Genomic DNA, 16,761 nt, shown 5'->3' with positions numbered 1-16,761 from the left:
AGGCTTTTCGGGACGAGAACCAACCAGTGCCACACCCGCGCGGGCCAGCTCGACCGTTCGTTGCCCCCGCCCACGACCGCACAGTCTAGGAACACGGGAGAAGCGCCACGGGAAACGCGACGGCCCGCCGCACCGGGGTGGGTGCGGCGGGCCGTGGAGCGGGTTCGGGCCGGTCGGCTCAGCTGCCGGCCTTGAGCAGCTCCTCGATGTCCTGCGGCTGCAGGCTGCGCAGCAGGCTCAGGTACAGCTCGGCCACGCTGCGGAACGGGCTGACGTACCACTTGCCGTCCACCTCGGTGGCGACCACGCCGATGCCGTCCTTGAGCAGGCCGCCCAGCAGCCGGCCGATCGCGTCGGTGGCCGCGGCCGGGATCTCGTCACCGACCTCCTCGGAGAGCAGGCCGGTGAGCTGGTCGGCGCACAGCCGCTGGGACTGGCCCTGGGCGGACAGGTCGTAGCAGTCGCCGTCCCGGTTGATCTCCACCTGCTCGCCGTCGGCCTCGACGGTCAGCTTCTTGATGGTGACCTGGGTGCCGCCGGCCACGCTCTTGGCGTCGGTCTCCAGCGAGGTCACCTTGACGCCGCTCGGCCGCTGGCTGCCGGCCTCCTGGAGCAGCGCAGGGCCGAGGTCGTGCAGCACGGCCATCTCGTCGGGCGGCAGCAGCCCGATCGCCTTGCTGAAGTCGGAGTCCAACAGCGCCTCGGCGAACTGCTTGGCGGCGTCCTGGGCGGAGCCGGCGCCCTGGGCCGGGATCGACTCCTTGGGCCAGTCCATCTTCTCCGAGCGCAGGCCGTAGTCGGCGAGCGTGTAGAACAGGCTCGGGTACCACTCGTCGTCGACCTTGATGCTGGCGATGCGCAGCGGCTCGCCGGCCTCCTTGACCCGCTCGGCGATGTCGATGGTCTCGGTGTCCGAGCCGGTCGCCTCCTCACCCACGGCGTCCAGCACCTTCTCGCTGAGCGGGCTGTTCTTGGCGTCCGTGGTGATGGTGATCTTGCCCTCGGTCAGCTTGCTGATGGCGAGGTGGTCGTTGACCTTCTCCTCGGCGCCCTGGTCGAACTTGAGGTTCTCCACCTTGAACTGGGCACCGGTGATCTTGTTCGGGTCGGCGTCCGGCTTGAGCACCTCCAGCCGCTTCATCTCGTTGACCGCGGTCTCCAGGTAGTCCTGGCTCAGCTTGGCCTCGGCCGGGGCGAGGCTGTTCGCCACGCCGATCATGTCGCCGCTGCCCAGCGCGTTGACCAGGTTGGTGGCCGCGGCCTCGGGGGTCTCCGCGCCGGCCGCCACCGACGAGCCGCGCAACGCCCACACCGTGGCCACGGTGCCGCCGGCCAGGGCCAGCACCGCGACGATCGAGGTGATGACCAGCCCGGTGCGCTTCTTCTTCGGCGGCTGGCCGTCGCCGGCCGGGTAGCCGTAGGGCTGCTCACCGCCGAACTGGCCACCGCCGAACTGGCCGGTGGGGAACTGGCCGGTGGGCGGCTGCTGGCCGCCGGGGAACTGGCCGCCAGGGCCCTGCTGGGCACCGCCGAACTGGCCGCCGGCCTGGGGGTTCCCGCCCCACCCCGGCTGGCCGGGCGCGCCACCCTGGCCCTGCTGCCAGCCCGGCTGGGCCGGCTGCTGACCGGTGTGGGGCCCCGGGTGCCCCTGGGGAAACTGCTGCGGGTTCTGCGGCGACCACTCGCCACCCCCGGAGCCTGGATACGTCACTGCTGCGCCCCTCCTGGATTCCTGCCTGCACTGCGGGTCGTGGCGGTGAGCACGGCGACCGCGCCCACGACGGCCAACACGGCACCGCAGAGGGTGACGACCGGGCCGGCCACGGTGATGCCGATCAGCGCACCCTCATCGCCGCCTTGGACGGCGGCAACCCCCGCGGTGGTTCCCGTTATCGTGCCAAACAACACCACCAGCCCGGCGGCGGTCCGGCGGAGACCGAGTGTGAACAGCACGACACACAGCACCGCGAAGGGCGCGATGCCGATCCACGCCGTCAGCAGCGCCCCCACCCCCGCGTTGAGGTTGGTCAGGCCCCGGACACTGCCGATCGCCTGATAACTGTCCCTGAGCACTGACCCCGACCGGAGCCACGGCAGAAAGGTGCCCACCACGACGAGGAGCAACCCGGCCGCGCCAGACCCCGTGCCAATCCATGCCACGACCGAACGCACGGGCTACATGCTGTCAGGTCCGCTCAACGGGGTATTAGCCCGGATCGTTCTTGATGCCCCGAATGCGTGCATAGTGGCGCCACTCTGGGTGCTCGTGTCACCGTGATGAGGTGGAACCAGGCGACACGGGTGGGGCAGACCACTCCCTCACCAGCAGTGCCCGGACCCCGGCCGGCGATGCCTTCGCCGCCGCCGTCGAGCTGTTCGCGTCCGCGCGGCGGATCACCGTGCTGACCGGCGCCGGCGTGTCCACCGGCTCGGGCATCCCCGACTTCCGCGGGCCGGACGGGGTGTGGACCACCGACCCGGGGGCGCAGCGCCTGGTCACCCTGGCCGACTACGTGGCCGACCCCGAGGTGCGCCGGGCGGCGTGGCTGTCCAGGGCGGCCAACCCGGCCTGGCACGCCCGGCCCAACCCCGCCCACCACGCCCTGGTGGACCTGGAGCGGACCGGCCGACTGCGCGGCCTGCTCACCCAGAACATCGACGGGCTGCACCAGCGCGCCGGGTCCGACCCGGACTCCGTGGTGGAGCTGCACGGGTCGCTGTTCGGCACGGTGTGCCTGGACTGCGGGGCGCGGGGCCGGATGCGCGAGGCCCTGGACCGGGTGGCCCAGGGCGAGGCCGACCCGCCCTGCCGGCACTGCGGCGGCATCCTCAAGTCGACCACCGTGTTCTTCGGCGAGGCACTGGCCCCCGAGGTGCTGCGCCGGGCCCGCACCGCGGCCCTGGACTGCGAGCTGCTGGTGGCCGCGGGCACCTCGCTGACCGTGCAGCCCGCCGCCGGCCTGCTCGACCTGGCCGCCCGCGCCGGCGCGGCCGTGCTGGTCTGCAACGCCGAGCCCACCCCCTACGACCAGGCCGCGGACGCGGTGCTGCGCGGGCCCGTGGGCGAGCTGCTGCCCCGCCTGGTCGCGGCGGCGCCCAGCGGATCGGCCGGGCGGCGGCGGGCGGTGTCGACGTGGGGAGATCCCAGCACCTGGCCGTGACGGATGTGGCCCACCTCACTTAGGGTCGGGGCGTTGCCGTGCTCGTCCCGCCCACGGAGGTGCATCGATGAGGGTGCCGCTGACCGTCGCCGACTTCCTCGACCGCGCGACCGCGGCGTTCGCCGCCACCCCGGCGGTGATCGACGAACCCGACCAACCCGCGGCCGTGGTGCCCACCACCACCTACGGCGCGCTGGCCGACCGGGTGCGCGCCTGGCAGGCCGGGCTGGACGCGCTGGGGGTCGGCGCGGGCGAGCGGGTGGCCGTGGTCAGCCACAACTCGGCCCGGCTGCTGGAGCTGCTGCACGCGGTGCCGGCCAGCGGGCGGATCTGCGTGCCGGTGAACTTCCGGCTCAAACCCGACGAGGTCGACTACATCGTCGGGCACAGCGGGGCGTCGGTGCTGCTGGTCGACCCGGAGCTGGACGCGCCGCTGGCCGGGGTGTCCGCCGCGCACCGGTTCGTGCTCGGCGAGCAGACCGAGACCGAGCTGATGCGCTTCGACACCGAGCCGGCACCCTGGTCGGCGCCGGACGAGGACGCCGTGGCCACCATCAACTACACCTCGGGCACGACCGCCCGGCCCAAGGGCGTGGAGCTGACCCACCGCAACATCTGGATCAACGCGGTCACCTTCGCCATGCACGTGCGCGCCTGGGAGGGCGACGTGTACCTGCACACGCTGCCGATGTTCCACTGCAACGGCTGGGGCATGCCGTTCGGCCTGGCCGGCCTGGGCGTGCCGCAGGTGGTGCTGCGCAAGGTGGACGGCGCCGAGATCCTGCGCCGGGTGGACCGGCACGGGGTGACCCTGATGTGCGGGGCGCCGGCGGTGTGGAACGCGGTGCTCGACGCGGCCCAGGACTGGTCGGGCGAGATCCCCGGCCGGGACCGGGTGCGCGTGGTCTGCGCCGGCGCGCCGCCGCCCACCAGGATGATCGCCCGCGTCGAGGAGGAGCTGGGCTGGGAGTTCCAGCAGATCTACGGGCTGACCGAGACCGCGCCGCTGCTCACCCACAACCGCACCCGCCCGGCCGACGCCGGCCTGCCGGCCGAGGAGCGGGCCCGCCGGCTGGGCCGGGCCGGTGCCCCGGCGCTGGGCGTCCGGCTGCGCGTGTCCGCCTCCGGCGAGGTGCTGGCCAGGTCCAACGTGGTGACCCGGGGGTACTGGGACAACGAGCGGGCCACCGACGAGGCCATCGAGGACGGCTGGTTCCACACCGGTGACGGCGGCTACCTCGACGACGACGGCCACCTGCACATCACCGACCGCAAGAAGGACGTGATCATCACCGGTGGGGAGAACGTGTCCTCGATCGAGGTGGAGGACTGCGTGTTCAGCCACCCGGCGGTCGCCGAGGTCGCGGTGATCGGGGTGCCCGACCAGAAGTGGGGCGAGACGATCAAGGCGCTGGTGGTGCTCGCCGAGGGGCAGCAGGCCAGCGAGGCCGACATCATCGCGCACTGCAAGCGGCGGATGGCCGGCTACAAGGCACCCACCTCGGTGGAGTTCCGCGACGCGATCCCGCGCACGGCCACCGGCAAGATCCAGAAGTTCAAGCTCCGCGAGCCGTACTGGCTGGGGCGCGAGCGCGAGGTCAACTGAGGCGGCCGCACCGCCGGTGGACTGCCCGAGGCACCTCGCCCGGGTGGTCCACCGCCGCCAAAGCGCTACCCAGCGTGTGTTTTACCCGGCAGGTGGCCACTCACCGTGCTCAAATGTGCCCGCAGTTGCCAAAGATGCTCTTGTGGCGCGTGGGAAACCGCGCGACACCGACCCGTCACACCGGGCAGCGGCAGCCCGGGTAGGAGGTGAGCGTGTCCGCACCGCGGAAGATCGCCCGCTTGTGGGGCGCTGGTGTGTTGTCGGCCACCCTGTTGGCCAGCTCGGCCGGTCACGTCGACGCCGTCCCGCCGGCGCCCAGCGCGCCGGACGAGGCCGAACTGGCCGCCGGCCGGGCCGACGTGGCAGCCAAGACGGCCAGGGTCGGCGAGCTGACCAGCCAGCTCGCCGAGGCCGAGACCAAACTGCGGGAACTCGACAACCAGGTCGCACTCGCCATGGAGAACGCCAACAAGGCCGTGGTCGACCTGCAGACCGCCCAGGACCGGGCCGTCGCGGCCCAGCGGGCCGCCGACGCGGCCCGAGTCGAGGCGGAGCTGGCCGCCAGGGCCGTGGAGGACAGCCGCCGCCGGCTCGACCGGTTCGCCGCCGCCAGCTTCCGGCAGGGCAGCCTGGTCGGATCGCTGTCGGCCTACCTGGACGCGCGGGGCCCGGTCGAGCTGCTGGCCAGGGCCCAGCTGCTGGACGCGGTCAGCGAGTCCGAACTCAGCCACCTGGACCAGGTGCGGCGGGCCCAGGTGGACAAGGCCGCCAAGGACACCATGGCGCGTCAGGCCGCCGCTACCGCCTCGGCCGAGAAGGCCCGGGCGGACCAGGCAAAACAACAGGCCGACACGGCCGTGGCCGAGGCGGTGCGGGCCCAGCGCGGCCAGGCCGCCCGCACCGCCGAACTGGAGGCCGTCCGCGCCGACATCGAGCGGCAGCTCGCCGTGGCCAGGGGCCGGGTGAACGGACTGGAGGCGCAGCGCAAGCGCTACGAGGACTGGGTCGCCCAGCAGCGGCGCGAGGAGTCCGAGGCGTCCCGCCGCGCCAGGCAGGTCGCGCCCGGCGATGTGCCGGCGACCGTGCGCACCGTGATCAACCGGGCGCTGTCCCAGGTGGGCGTGCCCTACGCGTGGGGCGGCGGCAACCGGTTCGGCCCGACCAGGGGCATCCGGGACGGCGGTGTGGCCGACCGGTACGGCGACTACGCCAAGGTGGGTTTTGACTGCTCGGGGCTGATGGTCTACGCGTTCGCCGGCGCGGGCGTGACCCTGCCCCGCTACAGCGGATACCAGTACAACGCCGGGCGCCGGGTGCCGCTGTCCCGGATGGTCCCCGGCGACATGCTGTTCTGGGGCGCCGGCGGTGGCCAGCACGTGGCCCTGTTCCTCGGCGGCGGCATGATGGTCGAGGCCCCCTACTCCGGCTCGGCCGTGCGCGTCGCGCCGATCCGCTACGCCGGACTGATGCCCTACGCCGTCCGCGTGATCTGACGCAGTGCGCCGTGCCGGTGTGACCGGCTGTCCACCGACGGCGATGATGGGGCGGTGGCAGGCAGCGACACCACCCACCCGGACCACCTCGCCGCCGTGCTGCTGGCCGGTGGCCGGGCGAGCCGGCTGGGCGGGGTGGACAAGGCCGGTCTGACCGTGGCCGGACGCACCCTGCTGGCGCACGCCCTGACCGCGCTGCGCGGCGCCGATCCCGTGGTCGTGGTCGGGCCGCGCCGCCCGGTGCCCGCCGGTGGCCCCGCCCGGCTGGTGTGGACCAGGGAGGACCCGCCGGGCGGCGGGCCGGTGGCCGGGCTGGCCGAGGGGCTGCGCCAGGTGCCGGAGCGGGCGCGCCTGGTCGCGCTGCTGGCCGTGGACCAGCCCGGGGTGGGCGCGGCGACGCTGCGCCGGCTGGCCGCCGCGCTGGCCGCGACCCCGGGTGCGGCGGGCGCGGTGCTGGTGGACGACACCGACCGGCGGCAGTGGCTGGCCGGGGTGTGGCTGGCCGGCGCGCTGCGCGCGGCCGTGCCCGCCGACCCGGCCGGCACGGCGCTGCGGGCCGTGCTCGGCCCGCTGGAGCCGGTGCCGGTGCCGGCGCTGCCCGGCGAGGCCCAGGACGTGGACACCCCGGCGGACCTGGAGCGGCTGCGGCGCCTGCGGGGCTGAGCCGCCCGGCCCCGGCGGAGTGGGCTGGTCAGCCCCGCCGCGCGCGGCGATCTTCACAGCCGTCACACTGGCCATCGGGTTCCCTTCCCCTGGGAAGGCGTGCGCCCACGCACCCAGCACCATCCCGCGCTGGCCGCGTCCCGCGACCGGCGTCCGCCCGAGGAGGTTCATCAGTGACCGAGCCCGGCCCGGCCGAGGCCACGGGGACCAGCACCGCGCACAGCCCGCAGCCCCCGAGCACTCCCGCCCGCGACGCCCAGCTGCTCGAACGCACCGTGTTCGAGGTCAAGCGGGTCATCGTCGGCCAGGACCGGTTGGTCGAGCGGATGCTGGTCGGCCTGCTGGCCAAGGGGCACCTGCTGCTGGAAGGCGTGCCCGGCGTGGCCAAGACGCTCGCGGTGGAGACCTTCGCCAAGGTGGTCGGCGGCTCGTTCTCCCGGGTGCAGTTCACCCCCGACCTGGTGCCGGCCGACATCCTCGGCACCCGGATCTACCGGCAGGCGAGCGAGTCCTTCGACGTGGAACTCGGGCCGGTGGTCGCCAACTTCGTGCTGGCCGACGAGATCAACCGGGCACCGGCCAAGGTGCAGTCGGCCATGCTGGAGGTGATGGCCGAGCGGCACGTCTCCATCGGCGGCCAGACCTTCCCGATGCCCTCGCCGTTCCTGGTGCTGGCCACCCAGAACCCGATCGAGAACGAGGGCGTGTACCCGCTGCCCGAGGCACAGCGCGACCGGTTCCTGTTCAAGATCGTCGTGGAGTACCCCTCCGCCGAGGAGGAGCGCGAGATCATCTACCGGATGGGGGTGGCCGCGCCCGAACCGAACCAGGTGCTCAGCCCGGAGGAACTCACCCGGCTGCAGGGCGTGGCCTCCCGGGTGTTCGTGCACCACGCCCTGGTCGACTACGTGGTGCGGCTGGTGCTGGCCACCCGCGCGCCCGGCGAGCACGGACTGTCCGATGTGGCCGGTTGGGTCGCCTACGGCGCCTCGCCCCGCGCCAGCCTGGGCATCGTCGCGTCCGCCCGGGCGCTCGCCCTGGTCCGGGGCCGCGACTACGTGCTGCCCCAGGACGTGGTCGACGTGGTGCCCGACGTGCTGCGCCACCGCCTGGTGCTGTCCTACGACGCGCTGGCCGACGGCGTGCCCATCGACCACATCGTCACCCGGGTGCTGCAGACCGTGCCGCTGCCGCAGGTCTCGGCGCGCCCGCAGACCGGCGGAGCACCGGTGGCCGGGGGACCGGCGGCGCCAGCCGGGACGGCCGGCCGGCCATGAGCCGCGAGAAGTCCGGGGAACGCCCGGCGTGGGCACCACCGGCGCTGCACGGCACCCGCATGCAGGCGGCGCTGCGCACCCTGGAGCTGGAGGTCCGGCGCCGGTTGGACGGGCTGTTGCAGGGCAACCACCTCGGCCTGGTGCCCGGTCCCGGCTCGGAGCCCGGGGAGGCCCGGCCCTACCAGCCCGGCGACGACGTGCGGCGGATGGACTGGGCGGTGACCGCGCGCACCACCGTGCCGCACATCCGGGAGACCGTGGCCGACCGGGAGCTGGAGACCTGGCTGGTGGTGGACCTGTCGCCGAGCCTGGACTTCGGCACCGCCGCCTGTGAGAAGCGTGACCTCGCCGTGGCCGCCGCCGCGGCCGTGGCCCACCTGACCCGGGGTGGCGGCAACCGGATCGGCGCGCTGATCGCCACCGGCGAGCAGCAGGTGCGCATCCCCGCCCGGGGCGGGCTGGCCCACGCCCGCTCCCTGGTCCGGCGGATCGCCGAGACGCCGAGGGCGCCCGAGGGCACCCGGGGCGACCTGGCCACGGCGCTGGAGCAGCTGCGCCGGCCGCCTCGGCGGCGCGGCCTGGCCGTGGTGATCTCCGACTTCCTCGGACCGATGGACTGGCTGCGGCCGCTGCGGTCGCTGTCCGGCCGGCACGACCTGGTCGCGGTCGAGGTCGTCGACCCCAGGGACGTGGACCTGCCCGAGGTCGGCACCGTGGTGCTGGCCGACCCGGAGAGCGGCCAGCAGCGCGAGGTGCACGCGTCCCCGCTGCTGCGCAGGGAGTTCGCCGCGGCCGCCGCCGAGCACCGGGCGGGCGTGGCCGCCGGCCTGCGTCGCTCCGGCGCCGGCCACCTGGTGCTGCGCACCGACTCGGACTGGATCGCCGACGTGGTCCGGTTCGTGGTGGCCCGCAAACGACGTTGGTCTGGAGGAGTGGCCTGATGTTCGGGCTGAGTCTGCAGGGCTTCACCGCTCCGTGGTGGTTCCTGCTGCTCGTGGTGGTGGCCGCGCTGCTGGCCGGCTACGTGGTGGTGCAGCGGGTGCGCCGCAGGCGGACCCTGCGCTTCACCAACCTCGAACTGCTCGACAAGGTCGCGCCGCGCCGGCAGGGCTGGCCCCGGCACGTGCCCACGGCCCTGCTGCTGGTGGGGTTCGCGCTGCTGACCGTGGCCCTGGCCGGGCCGACCGCCGAGCAGAAGGTGCCGCGCAACCGGGCGACCGTGATGCTGGTGGTGGACACCTCGCTGTCCATGGAGGCCACCGACGTGCAGCCGAACCGGCTCAAGGCGGCCCAGGCCGCGGCCAAGTCCTTCACCGAGGGCCTCACCCCGGGCATCAACCTCGGCCTGATCTCCTTCGCCGGGTCGGCCACCGTGCTGGTCGCGCCCACCACCGACCGGAGCAGCGTCGGCAAGGCCATCGACGGGCTGAAGCTGGCCGAGTCCACGGCCACCGGCGACGCCATCGCCGCGGCACTGGCGGCCATCGACTCGTTCGGCAAGCTGGTCGGCGGCGCGGAGGGGCCGCCGCCCGCGCGGATCGTGCTGATGACCGACGGCAAGGAGACCGTGGGCACCCGGGACGCCTTCGAGATGGCCAAGGAGGCCAAGCAGGCCAACATCCCGATCTCCACCATCTCCTTCGGCACCGAGCACGGCAGCGTGCAGATCGGCGGCGAGACCCAGCCGGTGCCCGTGGACGACGAGTCCATGAAGGAGATCGCCGAGTTGTCCGGCGGCGAGTTCTTCAAGGCGGCCAGCGCCGAGGAGTTGCGCCGGGTCTACGACACCCTGGGCGAGCAGATCGGCTACGAGACCAAGCAGGCCGACGCCAGCCGGCCCTGGCTGGTGCTGGGCACGCTCGTGGCGATGCTCGCCGCCGGCGCCGCCCTGGTGCTGGGGCAGCGCCTGCCCTGACCGGCCTCGCCCAGATCGGTCGACCCAGTCCGGTTGACCCAGTCCGGTTGCCCAGAGCCGTTCGGCCCGGAGCGGTTCGGCCCGGAGCGGTTGACGCCGACCGGCGCGTCCCCGGGCCGGTTCCGGCCGCCGGGTGGGTGGTCATCCGGGACCACCCGGCCGTCCGCCGCCGCCGGGTCTTCTGCTGACGGCAGCGCGCCCGCCCGGACAGCGGCGCGGGCATTGCGCGGGAGGCCGGCGGGGCATACGGTACCCACCAGCATGTTAATTGTTGGCAATAAGGAGATGTTTCACGTTGGAGTTTGACGGTTAGTCTGGCGGTGGGCTGGTGGTCGCCGGCCCCCGAACCGGTCAGCCCGACGTGACCCGCGTTGCCGAACCATCCACCCCACCGTCCACCGGCACACGGCCGACAGCCCCGGCCCCGGCCGGTGGGATCAGCGCGTCGCGGGCCACTCGCCGCTCGCCGGACACGGGTCGGGCTGGTCGGTGACGCCGCGTTCGGCCAGCTGCCTGCCCGCGCTCTCCCTGGTGATCGCCTCGACCTCGGTGGCCTCGGTGAACTGGCCGCGCAGCCGGTTGGCCAGGTCCTCGGCGCTGGCCGGGTCGACCGGCACCGCGGTGATGGTCGCGGGCAGCGAGTCCGGACCGGCCGCGTCCCGCAGCTCGGGCTGGTTCTCGAACATCTCCTGGAAGCGCTCGTAGGTCTGCTGCCTGGTCTCGGTGTACACCTTCAGCACCTGCTGGTCGCCGGCCAGACTGGCGGCGGCCCTGGACATCTGCTCGTCCCCGGGGAAGTACAGCGCCACGTGGTCGGCGCACACCCGGTGGCCGGCGAGCGGGGTCGGCCCCTCGCGCTGCGCGGTCTGCCGCTCCGGGCCGGACCTGGTCCACCACACCGCGGCGACACCGCCGGCCGCGAGCACGACCAGGACGCCGGCGAGCAACAGAAGTCGTTTGACCACCGGGAGATCCTGCCACGACCGCCCGCCGCCCCGGGAAGTCCGCCGCTGGCGCTCAGCCGTGCAGGACGCGGTACTCCTGGGCGGCGCCGGGGTGCAGCGGCACCCCGGCCGTGCCGATCAGCGTGCGCACCTCCAGGAACTGGGTGCCCAGCGCCTGCTGCGGCACCAGGTTCGCGGCCTGCCGCACCAGCACCCGCACCACGGCGGCGGCCACGTCGTCGGGCAGCGACGGCGCGGCCACCAGCAGGCTGGCCACCCCGATCGTGGTCACCTGCTGGGGCAGCCGGTACACGCCGGCGGGCACGGCCACCTGCTCGTAGACCGGGCCATGCCCGACGCCCAGCGCGGGCAGCGCGTCGCTGAGCGGCAGCAGCCGGATGCTCGTGCGCTCGGCCAGCTCGGCCAGCTTCGGCGTGGGCACCCCGCCCGACCACAGCAGCGCGTCGATCCGCCCGGACTCCAGCGCGGTCACCGCGTCGACCAGGGACAGGTGCTCCGCGCGCAACGCGTCCGCGTCGACCAGGCCGGCGGCCGCGAACAGCCGGCCACCGAACAGCGCCGCCCCCGATCCGGTGGCGCCCAGCGACACGGGCCGGCCGGCCAGGTCGCGGACCGAGTGGACCGGGCTGTCCGCCCGCACCACCAGCTGCATGTAGTTCTCGTACACCCGGCCCAGCGCGCGCAGCGGCACCGGCTCGGTGAACGGCGCACCGCCCGCGATGGCCGCCTGGGCGGTGTCGGCCAGCACCAGCGCCAGGTCGGCCTGGCCGACGCGCAGCCGGTCGATGTTGTCCAGGCTGCCCCCGGTGGTCACGGCCGAGGTGCGCAGCCCGGGCTCGGCCCCGCTCACCTCGGTGGCCAGCAGGGTGGCGAAGTCCAGGTAGAAGCCGCCCGGCTCACCCGAGGCGACGCGCAGCTGTCGCGCCGGCCCCCGGTAGCGCTGCCCGGCGCACCCGGTGAGCCCGGCGGCCCCGAACGCCAGCGCCAGCCCGAGCCCCAGGGCGCGGCGCCGGCTCAGCCCGCTCATGCCGGCGCCCCCAGCGGCTCGTCGGCCGGGGTCCCGCCGGCAGGCGGCTCGTCGGCCAGGGGCAGCTCGACCCGGGCCAGCAGACCGTGCGGATGGGCCCGGGCCAGCACCAGCCGGCCGCCGCGGGCCCGGACCAGCTGGTCGGCGATGGCCAGACCCAGTCCGCTGCCCCGGGCACCCCGGTGCCGGTCGGCCCGCCAGAACCGGGTGGTCGCCGCCCGCAGCTCCGGTTCGGTCAGCCCCGGGCCGGTGTCGGCGACCACCACCGAGGCCAGCCCGGCGGTGCGGTCGACACCCCGGTCCAGCCGCACCTCGGCACCACGGCCGGCGTACTTGACGGCGTTGTCCAGCAGCACGTCCACCACCTGGGCCAGGTCGGACTCGGCGCAGGCGACGAGCACGGGCGCGCCGCCCGCCTCCGCCGGGCCGCACAGGCGCACCCCGGCCCGCTCGGCCGCCGGCCGCCACGCGTCCAGCCGGTCCAGCAGCACCCCGAGCGGGTCGCAGGTCTCGGCCGGCCGGCCGCCCGCGGCCAGGCTGGTCGCCGTGCTCTCCGCCGAGGCCAGCGCGAGCAGGCCGTCCAGCACCGACTCCAGCCGGTCCAGCTCGGCGGCGGTGGACCGGTAGGTGCGCTGGCCGGCCTCGCCGACCTGACCGGCCAGCGTGTCCATCCGCAGCCGCAGCGCGGCCAGCGGGTTGCGCAACTGGTGCGAGGCGTCGGCGACCAGCCGGCGCTGCTGGTCGGCGGACTCGGCCACCGCCTGCGACATCCGGTTGAACGACGTGGCCAGGGCCCGCACCTCACGCGGGCCGCGCCGGCCGGGCACCCGCGCGTGCCGGTGGCCGGCGGCCACCGCGAGCACGCCGCGCTCCAGCTCGGCCAACGGCCGCAGCACCCACCTGGCCACCACCACGGCCAGCAGCGCGCAGCCCGCCGCCGCCAGCAGCGCGCCGACCAGCACCAGCGTCCAGCGGGTGGCCACGTCGGCCGCGGCGGCGCGCACCGAGGCGCGCAGCACCACCGCGCCGGCCACCCGGGTGCCGGTGCCCACCGGCCGGGCCAGCAGCACGTCCTCGGTCGACCAGGGCCGCAGCGTGGGCACCGGCTGGGCGGCCTGGTTGCGCAGGGCCGCGTCCACCCGGGGGCCCAGCGCCGGGTCGTCGGCCCGCAGGCCCCCGGTCTGCACCACCGGCCGGCGCTGCGCGTCGACCACCACGACCGGCTCCCCGTACAGCTGGGTGTAGGCGGTGACCTCGGCGGCGAGCTGGCTGGTGTCCCCGGTCGCCGTGGCCTGCTGGGCCAGCACCGCGAACCGGTCCAGGTCGGCGGTGCGGTCGATCACCAGCCGCTGGGTGCGCTCGGCCGCCGTGCTGGACAGCAGCGGCAGGGCGAACGCGGCCACCGCGCTCACCGAGAAGACCAACAGCACCACCAGCAGCCGTGCGCGCACCGACCGGCCCTCACTCGCCCAGCCGGTAGCCGAAGCCCCGGATGGTGGTCAGCAGCCCCGGCCGGTTCAGCTTGGCCCGCAGCTGCGCCAGGTGCACGTCCAGCGACCGGGACACCGCCAGGTAGGCGTCCCCCCACACCTCGTCCATCAGCTGCTGCCGGCTCACCGCGGTGCCGTGCCGGGCGGCCAGCACCGCGAGCACGTCGAACTCCTTGGTGGTCAGCGCGACCTCGCGGCCGTCGACGAGCACCCGCCGGGCGTCCAGGTCGATCTCCACCCCGGCCAGGCGCACCACGTTGCCGCTGGCGCTGTCCCTGGCGTGCGCCCTGCGGGTCACCGCGTCCATCCTGGCCAGCAGCTCCGCCAGCCGGACCGGCTTGACCAGGTAGTCGTCCGCGCCCAGGCGCAGCCCGCGCACCACGCTGCGCTCGTCGCCCCGCGCGGTCAGCACCACCACCGGCACCGCGCTGACCCGGCGCAGCTTGCGCAGCACCTCCAGGCCGTCCTGGTCGGGCAGGCCCAGGTCCAGCAGCACCAGGTCGGCCTCGCGGTGCCTGGTCAGGGCATCCCCGCCGCGGCGGACCCGCAGCGGCAGGTGACCGTGCGCGCCCAGTGACTCCACCAGGGCGTCGGCAACGCCGTCGTCGTCCTCGACGAGCAGCACGCGCACGGTCACGGCCTCCTCACTCACGACTCACCGCACCCGGTCGGTGCGCTGGGCGGTCACCCCCTGTGCCGGTTCGGCCTGCTCCAGCGGCGAGTCCTTGGAGGTTTCCCGCATGACCAGGTAGACGACCAGCGACACCAGGATGCAGCCCGACACGTACCAGAAGAACACCGGCTCCCGGCCGGCCTGCTTCAACCAGAGTGCGATGTACTCGGCGGTCCCGCCGAAGATGGCCACGGTGAGCGCGTAGGGCAGGCCCACCCCCAGCGCCCGGATCCTGGTCGGGAACAGCTCCGCCTTCACGATCGCGTTGATCGAGGTGTAGCCGGTCACGATCACCAGGGCCGAGGTCATCAGCAGGAACGCCATGACCGGGTTCTGCGTGCCGGACAGCACGGTCAGCAGCGGCACGGTCAGCAACGTGCCGGCCACGCCGAAGAACAGCAGCAGCGGGCGTCGGCCGATCCGGTCGGACAGCCGGCCGGCCAGCGGCTGCAGGCAGACGAACACCAGCAGGGCGAGGAAGTTGATCCAGCTCACCGTGCCCTTGTCGATGTGGCTGGTGTTCACCATGAACTTCTGCAGGTAGGTGGTGTAGGTGTAGAAGGCCACGGTGCCGCCGAGGGTCAGCCCGGCCACCAGCAGGACCTCCTTGGGGTGGGCCAGCAGCGCCCGCAGCGTGCCGCGCGAGCGGTTGCCGGTCTCGCCGTGGCTGCGCTCCTGCTCGAAGCTCGCGGACTCGTCCATGCTGCGCCGCAGGTACATCACCACGATCGCGCCGAGCGCGCCGACGCCGAACGCGATCCGCCAGCCCCAGCTGGTCAGCGCCTCCGGGGTGAGCACCTGCTGGAGCACGATCTGCAGGCCCAGGGCCAGCAGCTGCCCCGAGGTCAGGGTGACGTACTGGAAGCTGGAGTAGAAGCCGCGTTTGCCGGTGGAGGCGACCTCGGACAGGTAGGTGGCCGAGGTGGAGTACTCGCCGCCCACGGAGATGCCCTGGACCAGGCGGGCCAGCACCAGCAGCGCGGGCGCGGCCACCCCGATCGTGGCGTAGCCCGGGGTGAAGGTGATCAGCAGGGAGCCGAGCGCCATCAGCGTCACCGACAGGGTCAGCGCCGAGCGCCGGCCGAACCGGTCGGCGAAGCGCCCGAGGATCCAGCCGCCGATCGGCCGCATCAGGAACCCGACGGCGAACACGGCCGCGGTGTTGAGCAGCTGCGCGGTCTGGTCGCCCTTGGGGAAGAACGTCTCCGAGAAGTAGATGCTGAACGCCGTGTAGGCGTACCAGTCGTACCACTCGATCAGGTTGCCGATCGAACCCCGCACGACGTTGCCGACGACCCGGCGTTCGCTGTGCCGACCGGCGCGCGACGGGGTGCCTGATTGGACTGTCATCCGACCTCCTTACGTGACGGCCCTCACGGTGGGCAACCGCGGCACCCCGGGCAAGGGCGAGTGCGGGTTCCTTACATTCGCTTAGGACACGTTCACGTCACGGGCAGTATCCGGTAACACCCCGGTCACATCCCGTTGCTAACGCCCCCACTCCCCGCGAGTCGACTGTGCAAACCCCGCGAGTCGACAGTTCGAGCAGGGCCGTTCGGGTGATCAGGGCCGGAGCGCGGGCAGGGAAGGGGTCGGCGGGGCGGTCACCGCGGCCGTGTCGGTGCGTGACGACCGACCGCGACCGCACCCGGGGCGTGGACGCGCCGATCGGGCCGCGTGGGGCGACAAGATAGCCTCGCTGCCATCCCCATCAGCACCATCAGGACGTAGACGCGGAGGAGCAGCACGTGGCACGGTCGGTTCTGGTCACCGGCGGCAACCGGGGCATTGGTCTGGCGATCGCCAGGGCGTTCCTCGCCCAGGGGGACAAGGTGGCGGTGACCCACCGCGGTTCCGGCAGTCCGGAGGCCGGCCTGCTCGGGGTCACGTGCGACGTCACCGACGGCGACTCGGTCGCCGCCGCCTTCAAGGAGATCGAGGCGGCGCACGGGCCGGTCGAGGTGCTGGTCGCCAACGCCGGCATCACCGACGACACCCTGCTGCTGCGGATGAGCGAGGAGCAGTTCAGCCGGGTGCTCGACACCAACCTGACCGGCGCGTTCCGCGTCGCCAAGGTGGCGGCCAGGGGCATGCTGCGGATGCGCCGCGGCCGGCTGGTGTTCGTCTCCTCGGTGGTGGGCATGCTCGGCTCGCCCGGCCAGGCCAACTACGCCGCCAGCAAGGCCGGTCTGATCGGCTTCGCCCGCTCGCTCGCGCGTGAGCTGGGCTCCCGGGGCATCACCGCCAACGTGGTCGCGCCCGGCTTCGTCGCCACCGACATGACCGACCAGCTCAGCGACGAGCGCAAGCAGGAGATCCTCGGCCAGGTGCCGCTGGCCCGCTACGCGCAGCCGGAGGAGGTCGCCTCGGCGGTCACCTTCCTGGCCTCGGAGCAGGCCGCCTACGTCACCGGCGCGGTGCTGCCGGTGGACGGCGGCCTGGGCATGGGCCACTGAGGCGCCACGCCGACAGCGGCGATCACCTCGCCGCG

The 16,761-nt window shown here is 74.0% G+C and carries 15 protein-coding genes; 8 read left to right on the top strand and 7 right to left on the bottom strand.

Annotated elements, in window-relative coordinates:
• Positions 1–178 precede the first annotated feature (178 nt).
• Together LX83_RS03225 and LX83_RS03220 are read right to left on the bottom strand one after the other, a co-directional pair.
• Positions 179–1,711 carry a flagellar basal body protein FliL gene (locus LX83_RS03225; protein WP_253767020.1) on the bottom strand — a complete coding sequence of 511 codons (1,533 nt, stop codon included), beginning with the start codon at positions 1,709–1,711 and terminating at the stop codon, positions 179–181.
• Positions 1,708–2,172, bottom strand: coding sequence for a hypothetical protein (locus LX83_RS03220; RefSeq protein ID WP_253766747.1), 465 nt, complete (start codon positions 2,170–2,172; stop codon positions 1,708–1,710). The genes LX83_RS03225 and LX83_RS03220 overlap by 4 nt, the downstream gene beginning before the upstream one ends.
• 200 nt (positions 2,173–2,372) lie before the next feature.
• Here LX83_RS03220 and LX83_RS03215 point away from each other — a divergent pair, with 200 nt between their 5' ends.
• The 7 genes from LX83_RS03215 (at position 2,373) to LX83_RS03185 (ending at position 10,115) form a co-directional block, all read left to right on the top strand.
• On the top strand, positions 2,373–3,161 hold the full coding sequence (locus tag LX83_RS03215) for an SIR2 family NAD-dependent protein deacylase (protein ID WP_253767003.1): 789 nt from the start codon (positions 2,373–2,375) through the stop codon (positions 3,159–3,161).
• Positions 3,162–3,228: 67 nt separating this feature from the next.
• Positions 3,229–4,767, top strand: a complete 1,539-nt coding sequence (locus LX83_RS03210) for an AMP-binding protein (protein ID WP_253766745.1) — start codon at positions 3,229–3,231, stop codon at positions 4,765–4,767.
• Positions 4,768–4,979: 212 nt separating this feature from the next.
• Positions 4,980–6,260 (top strand): NlpC/P60 family protein, encoded by a 1,281-nt coding sequence (locus LX83_RS03205; RefSeq protein WP_253766743.1) that lies wholly within the window; start codon positions 4,980–4,982, stop codon positions 6,258–6,260.
• Between the two features lie 54 nt (positions 6,261–6,314).
• Positions 6,315–6,923: a molybdenum cofactor guanylyltransferase gene (gene mobA, locus LX83_RS03200; protein ID WP_253766741.1), complete on the top strand. Its 609-nt coding sequence runs from the start codon at positions 6,315–6,317 to the stop codon at positions 6,921–6,923.
• Positions 6,924–7,096: 173 nt separating this feature from the next.
• The gene (locus tag LX83_RS03195) at positions 7,097–8,200 is read left to right on the top strand and encodes an AAA family ATPase (RefSeq protein ID WP_407649460.1); all 1,104 of its coding nucleotides are present in this window, start codon (positions 7,097–7,099) and stop codon (positions 8,198–8,200) included.
• Positions 8,197–9,141, top strand: coding sequence for a DUF58 domain-containing protein (locus LX83_RS03190; protein WP_253766739.1), 945 nt, complete (start codon positions 8,197–8,199; stop codon positions 9,139–9,141). The genes LX83_RS03195 and LX83_RS03190 overlap by 4 nt, the downstream gene beginning before the upstream one ends.
• 8 nt (positions 9,142–9,149) lie before the next feature.
• Complete coding sequence (locus LX83_RS03185) at positions 9,150–10,115, top strand: VWA domain-containing protein (protein ID WP_253766999.1); 966 nt, start codon at positions 9,150–9,152, stop codon at positions 10,113–10,115.
• A 437-nt stretch (positions 10,116–10,552) separates the two neighbouring features.
• On the opposite strand, the gene LX83_RS38300 is transcribed toward LX83_RS03185, so the two are convergent.
• From LX83_RS38300 to LX83_RS03160, 5 genes are read right to left on the bottom strand one after another with little or no spacing between them, the layout of a single operon-like run.
• Positions 10,553–11,080: a permease-like cell division protein FtsX gene (locus LX83_RS38300; RefSeq protein ID WP_253766737.1), complete on the bottom strand. Its 528-nt coding sequence runs from the start codon at positions 11,078–11,080 to the stop codon at positions 10,553–10,555.
• A 52-nt stretch (positions 11,081–11,132) separates the two neighbouring features.
• Positions 11,133–12,107, bottom strand: a complete 975-nt coding sequence (locus LX83_RS03175) for a TAXI family TRAP transporter solute-binding subunit (protein WP_253766735.1) — start codon at positions 12,105–12,107, stop codon at positions 11,133–11,135.
• Positions 12,104–13,558, bottom strand: coding sequence for a sensor histidine kinase (locus tag LX83_RS03170; RefSeq protein WP_253766732.1), 1,455 nt, complete (start codon positions 13,556–13,558; stop codon positions 12,104–12,106). Before LX83_RS03170 ends, LX83_RS03175 begins: the two co-directional genes overlap by 4 nt.
• A gap of 10 nt (positions 13,559–13,568) precedes the next feature.
• Positions 13,569–14,234, bottom strand: a complete 666-nt coding sequence (locus tag LX83_RS03165) for a response regulator transcription factor (protein ID WP_253766997.1) — start codon at positions 14,232–14,234, stop codon at positions 13,569–13,571.
• An 18-nt stretch (positions 14,235–14,252) separates the two neighbouring features.
• Complete coding sequence (locus tag LX83_RS03160; protein WP_253766730.1) at positions 14,253–15,620, bottom strand: MFS transporter; 1,368 nt, start codon at positions 15,618–15,620, stop codon at positions 14,253–14,255.
• Between the two features lie 398 nt (positions 15,621–16,018).
• On the opposite strand from LX83_RS03160, the gene fabG reads away from it, so the two are divergent.
• On the top strand, positions 16,019–16,726 hold the full coding sequence (fabG, locus tag LX83_RS03155; RefSeq protein ID WP_253766728.1) for a 3-oxoacyl-[acyl-carrier-protein] reductase: 708 nt from the start codon (positions 16,019–16,021) through the stop codon (positions 16,724–16,726).
• Positions 16,727–16,761: the final 35 nt, after the last annotated feature.

The sequence above is a fragment of the Goodfellowiella coeruleoviolacea genome, from assembly GCF_024171785.1.
Classification (GTDB): domain Bacteria; phylum Actinomycetota; class Actinomycetes; order Mycobacteriales; family Pseudonocardiaceae; genus Goodfellowiella; species Goodfellowiella coeruleoviolacea.
This window is presented reverse-complemented; position numbering and strand designations above follow the sequence as displayed.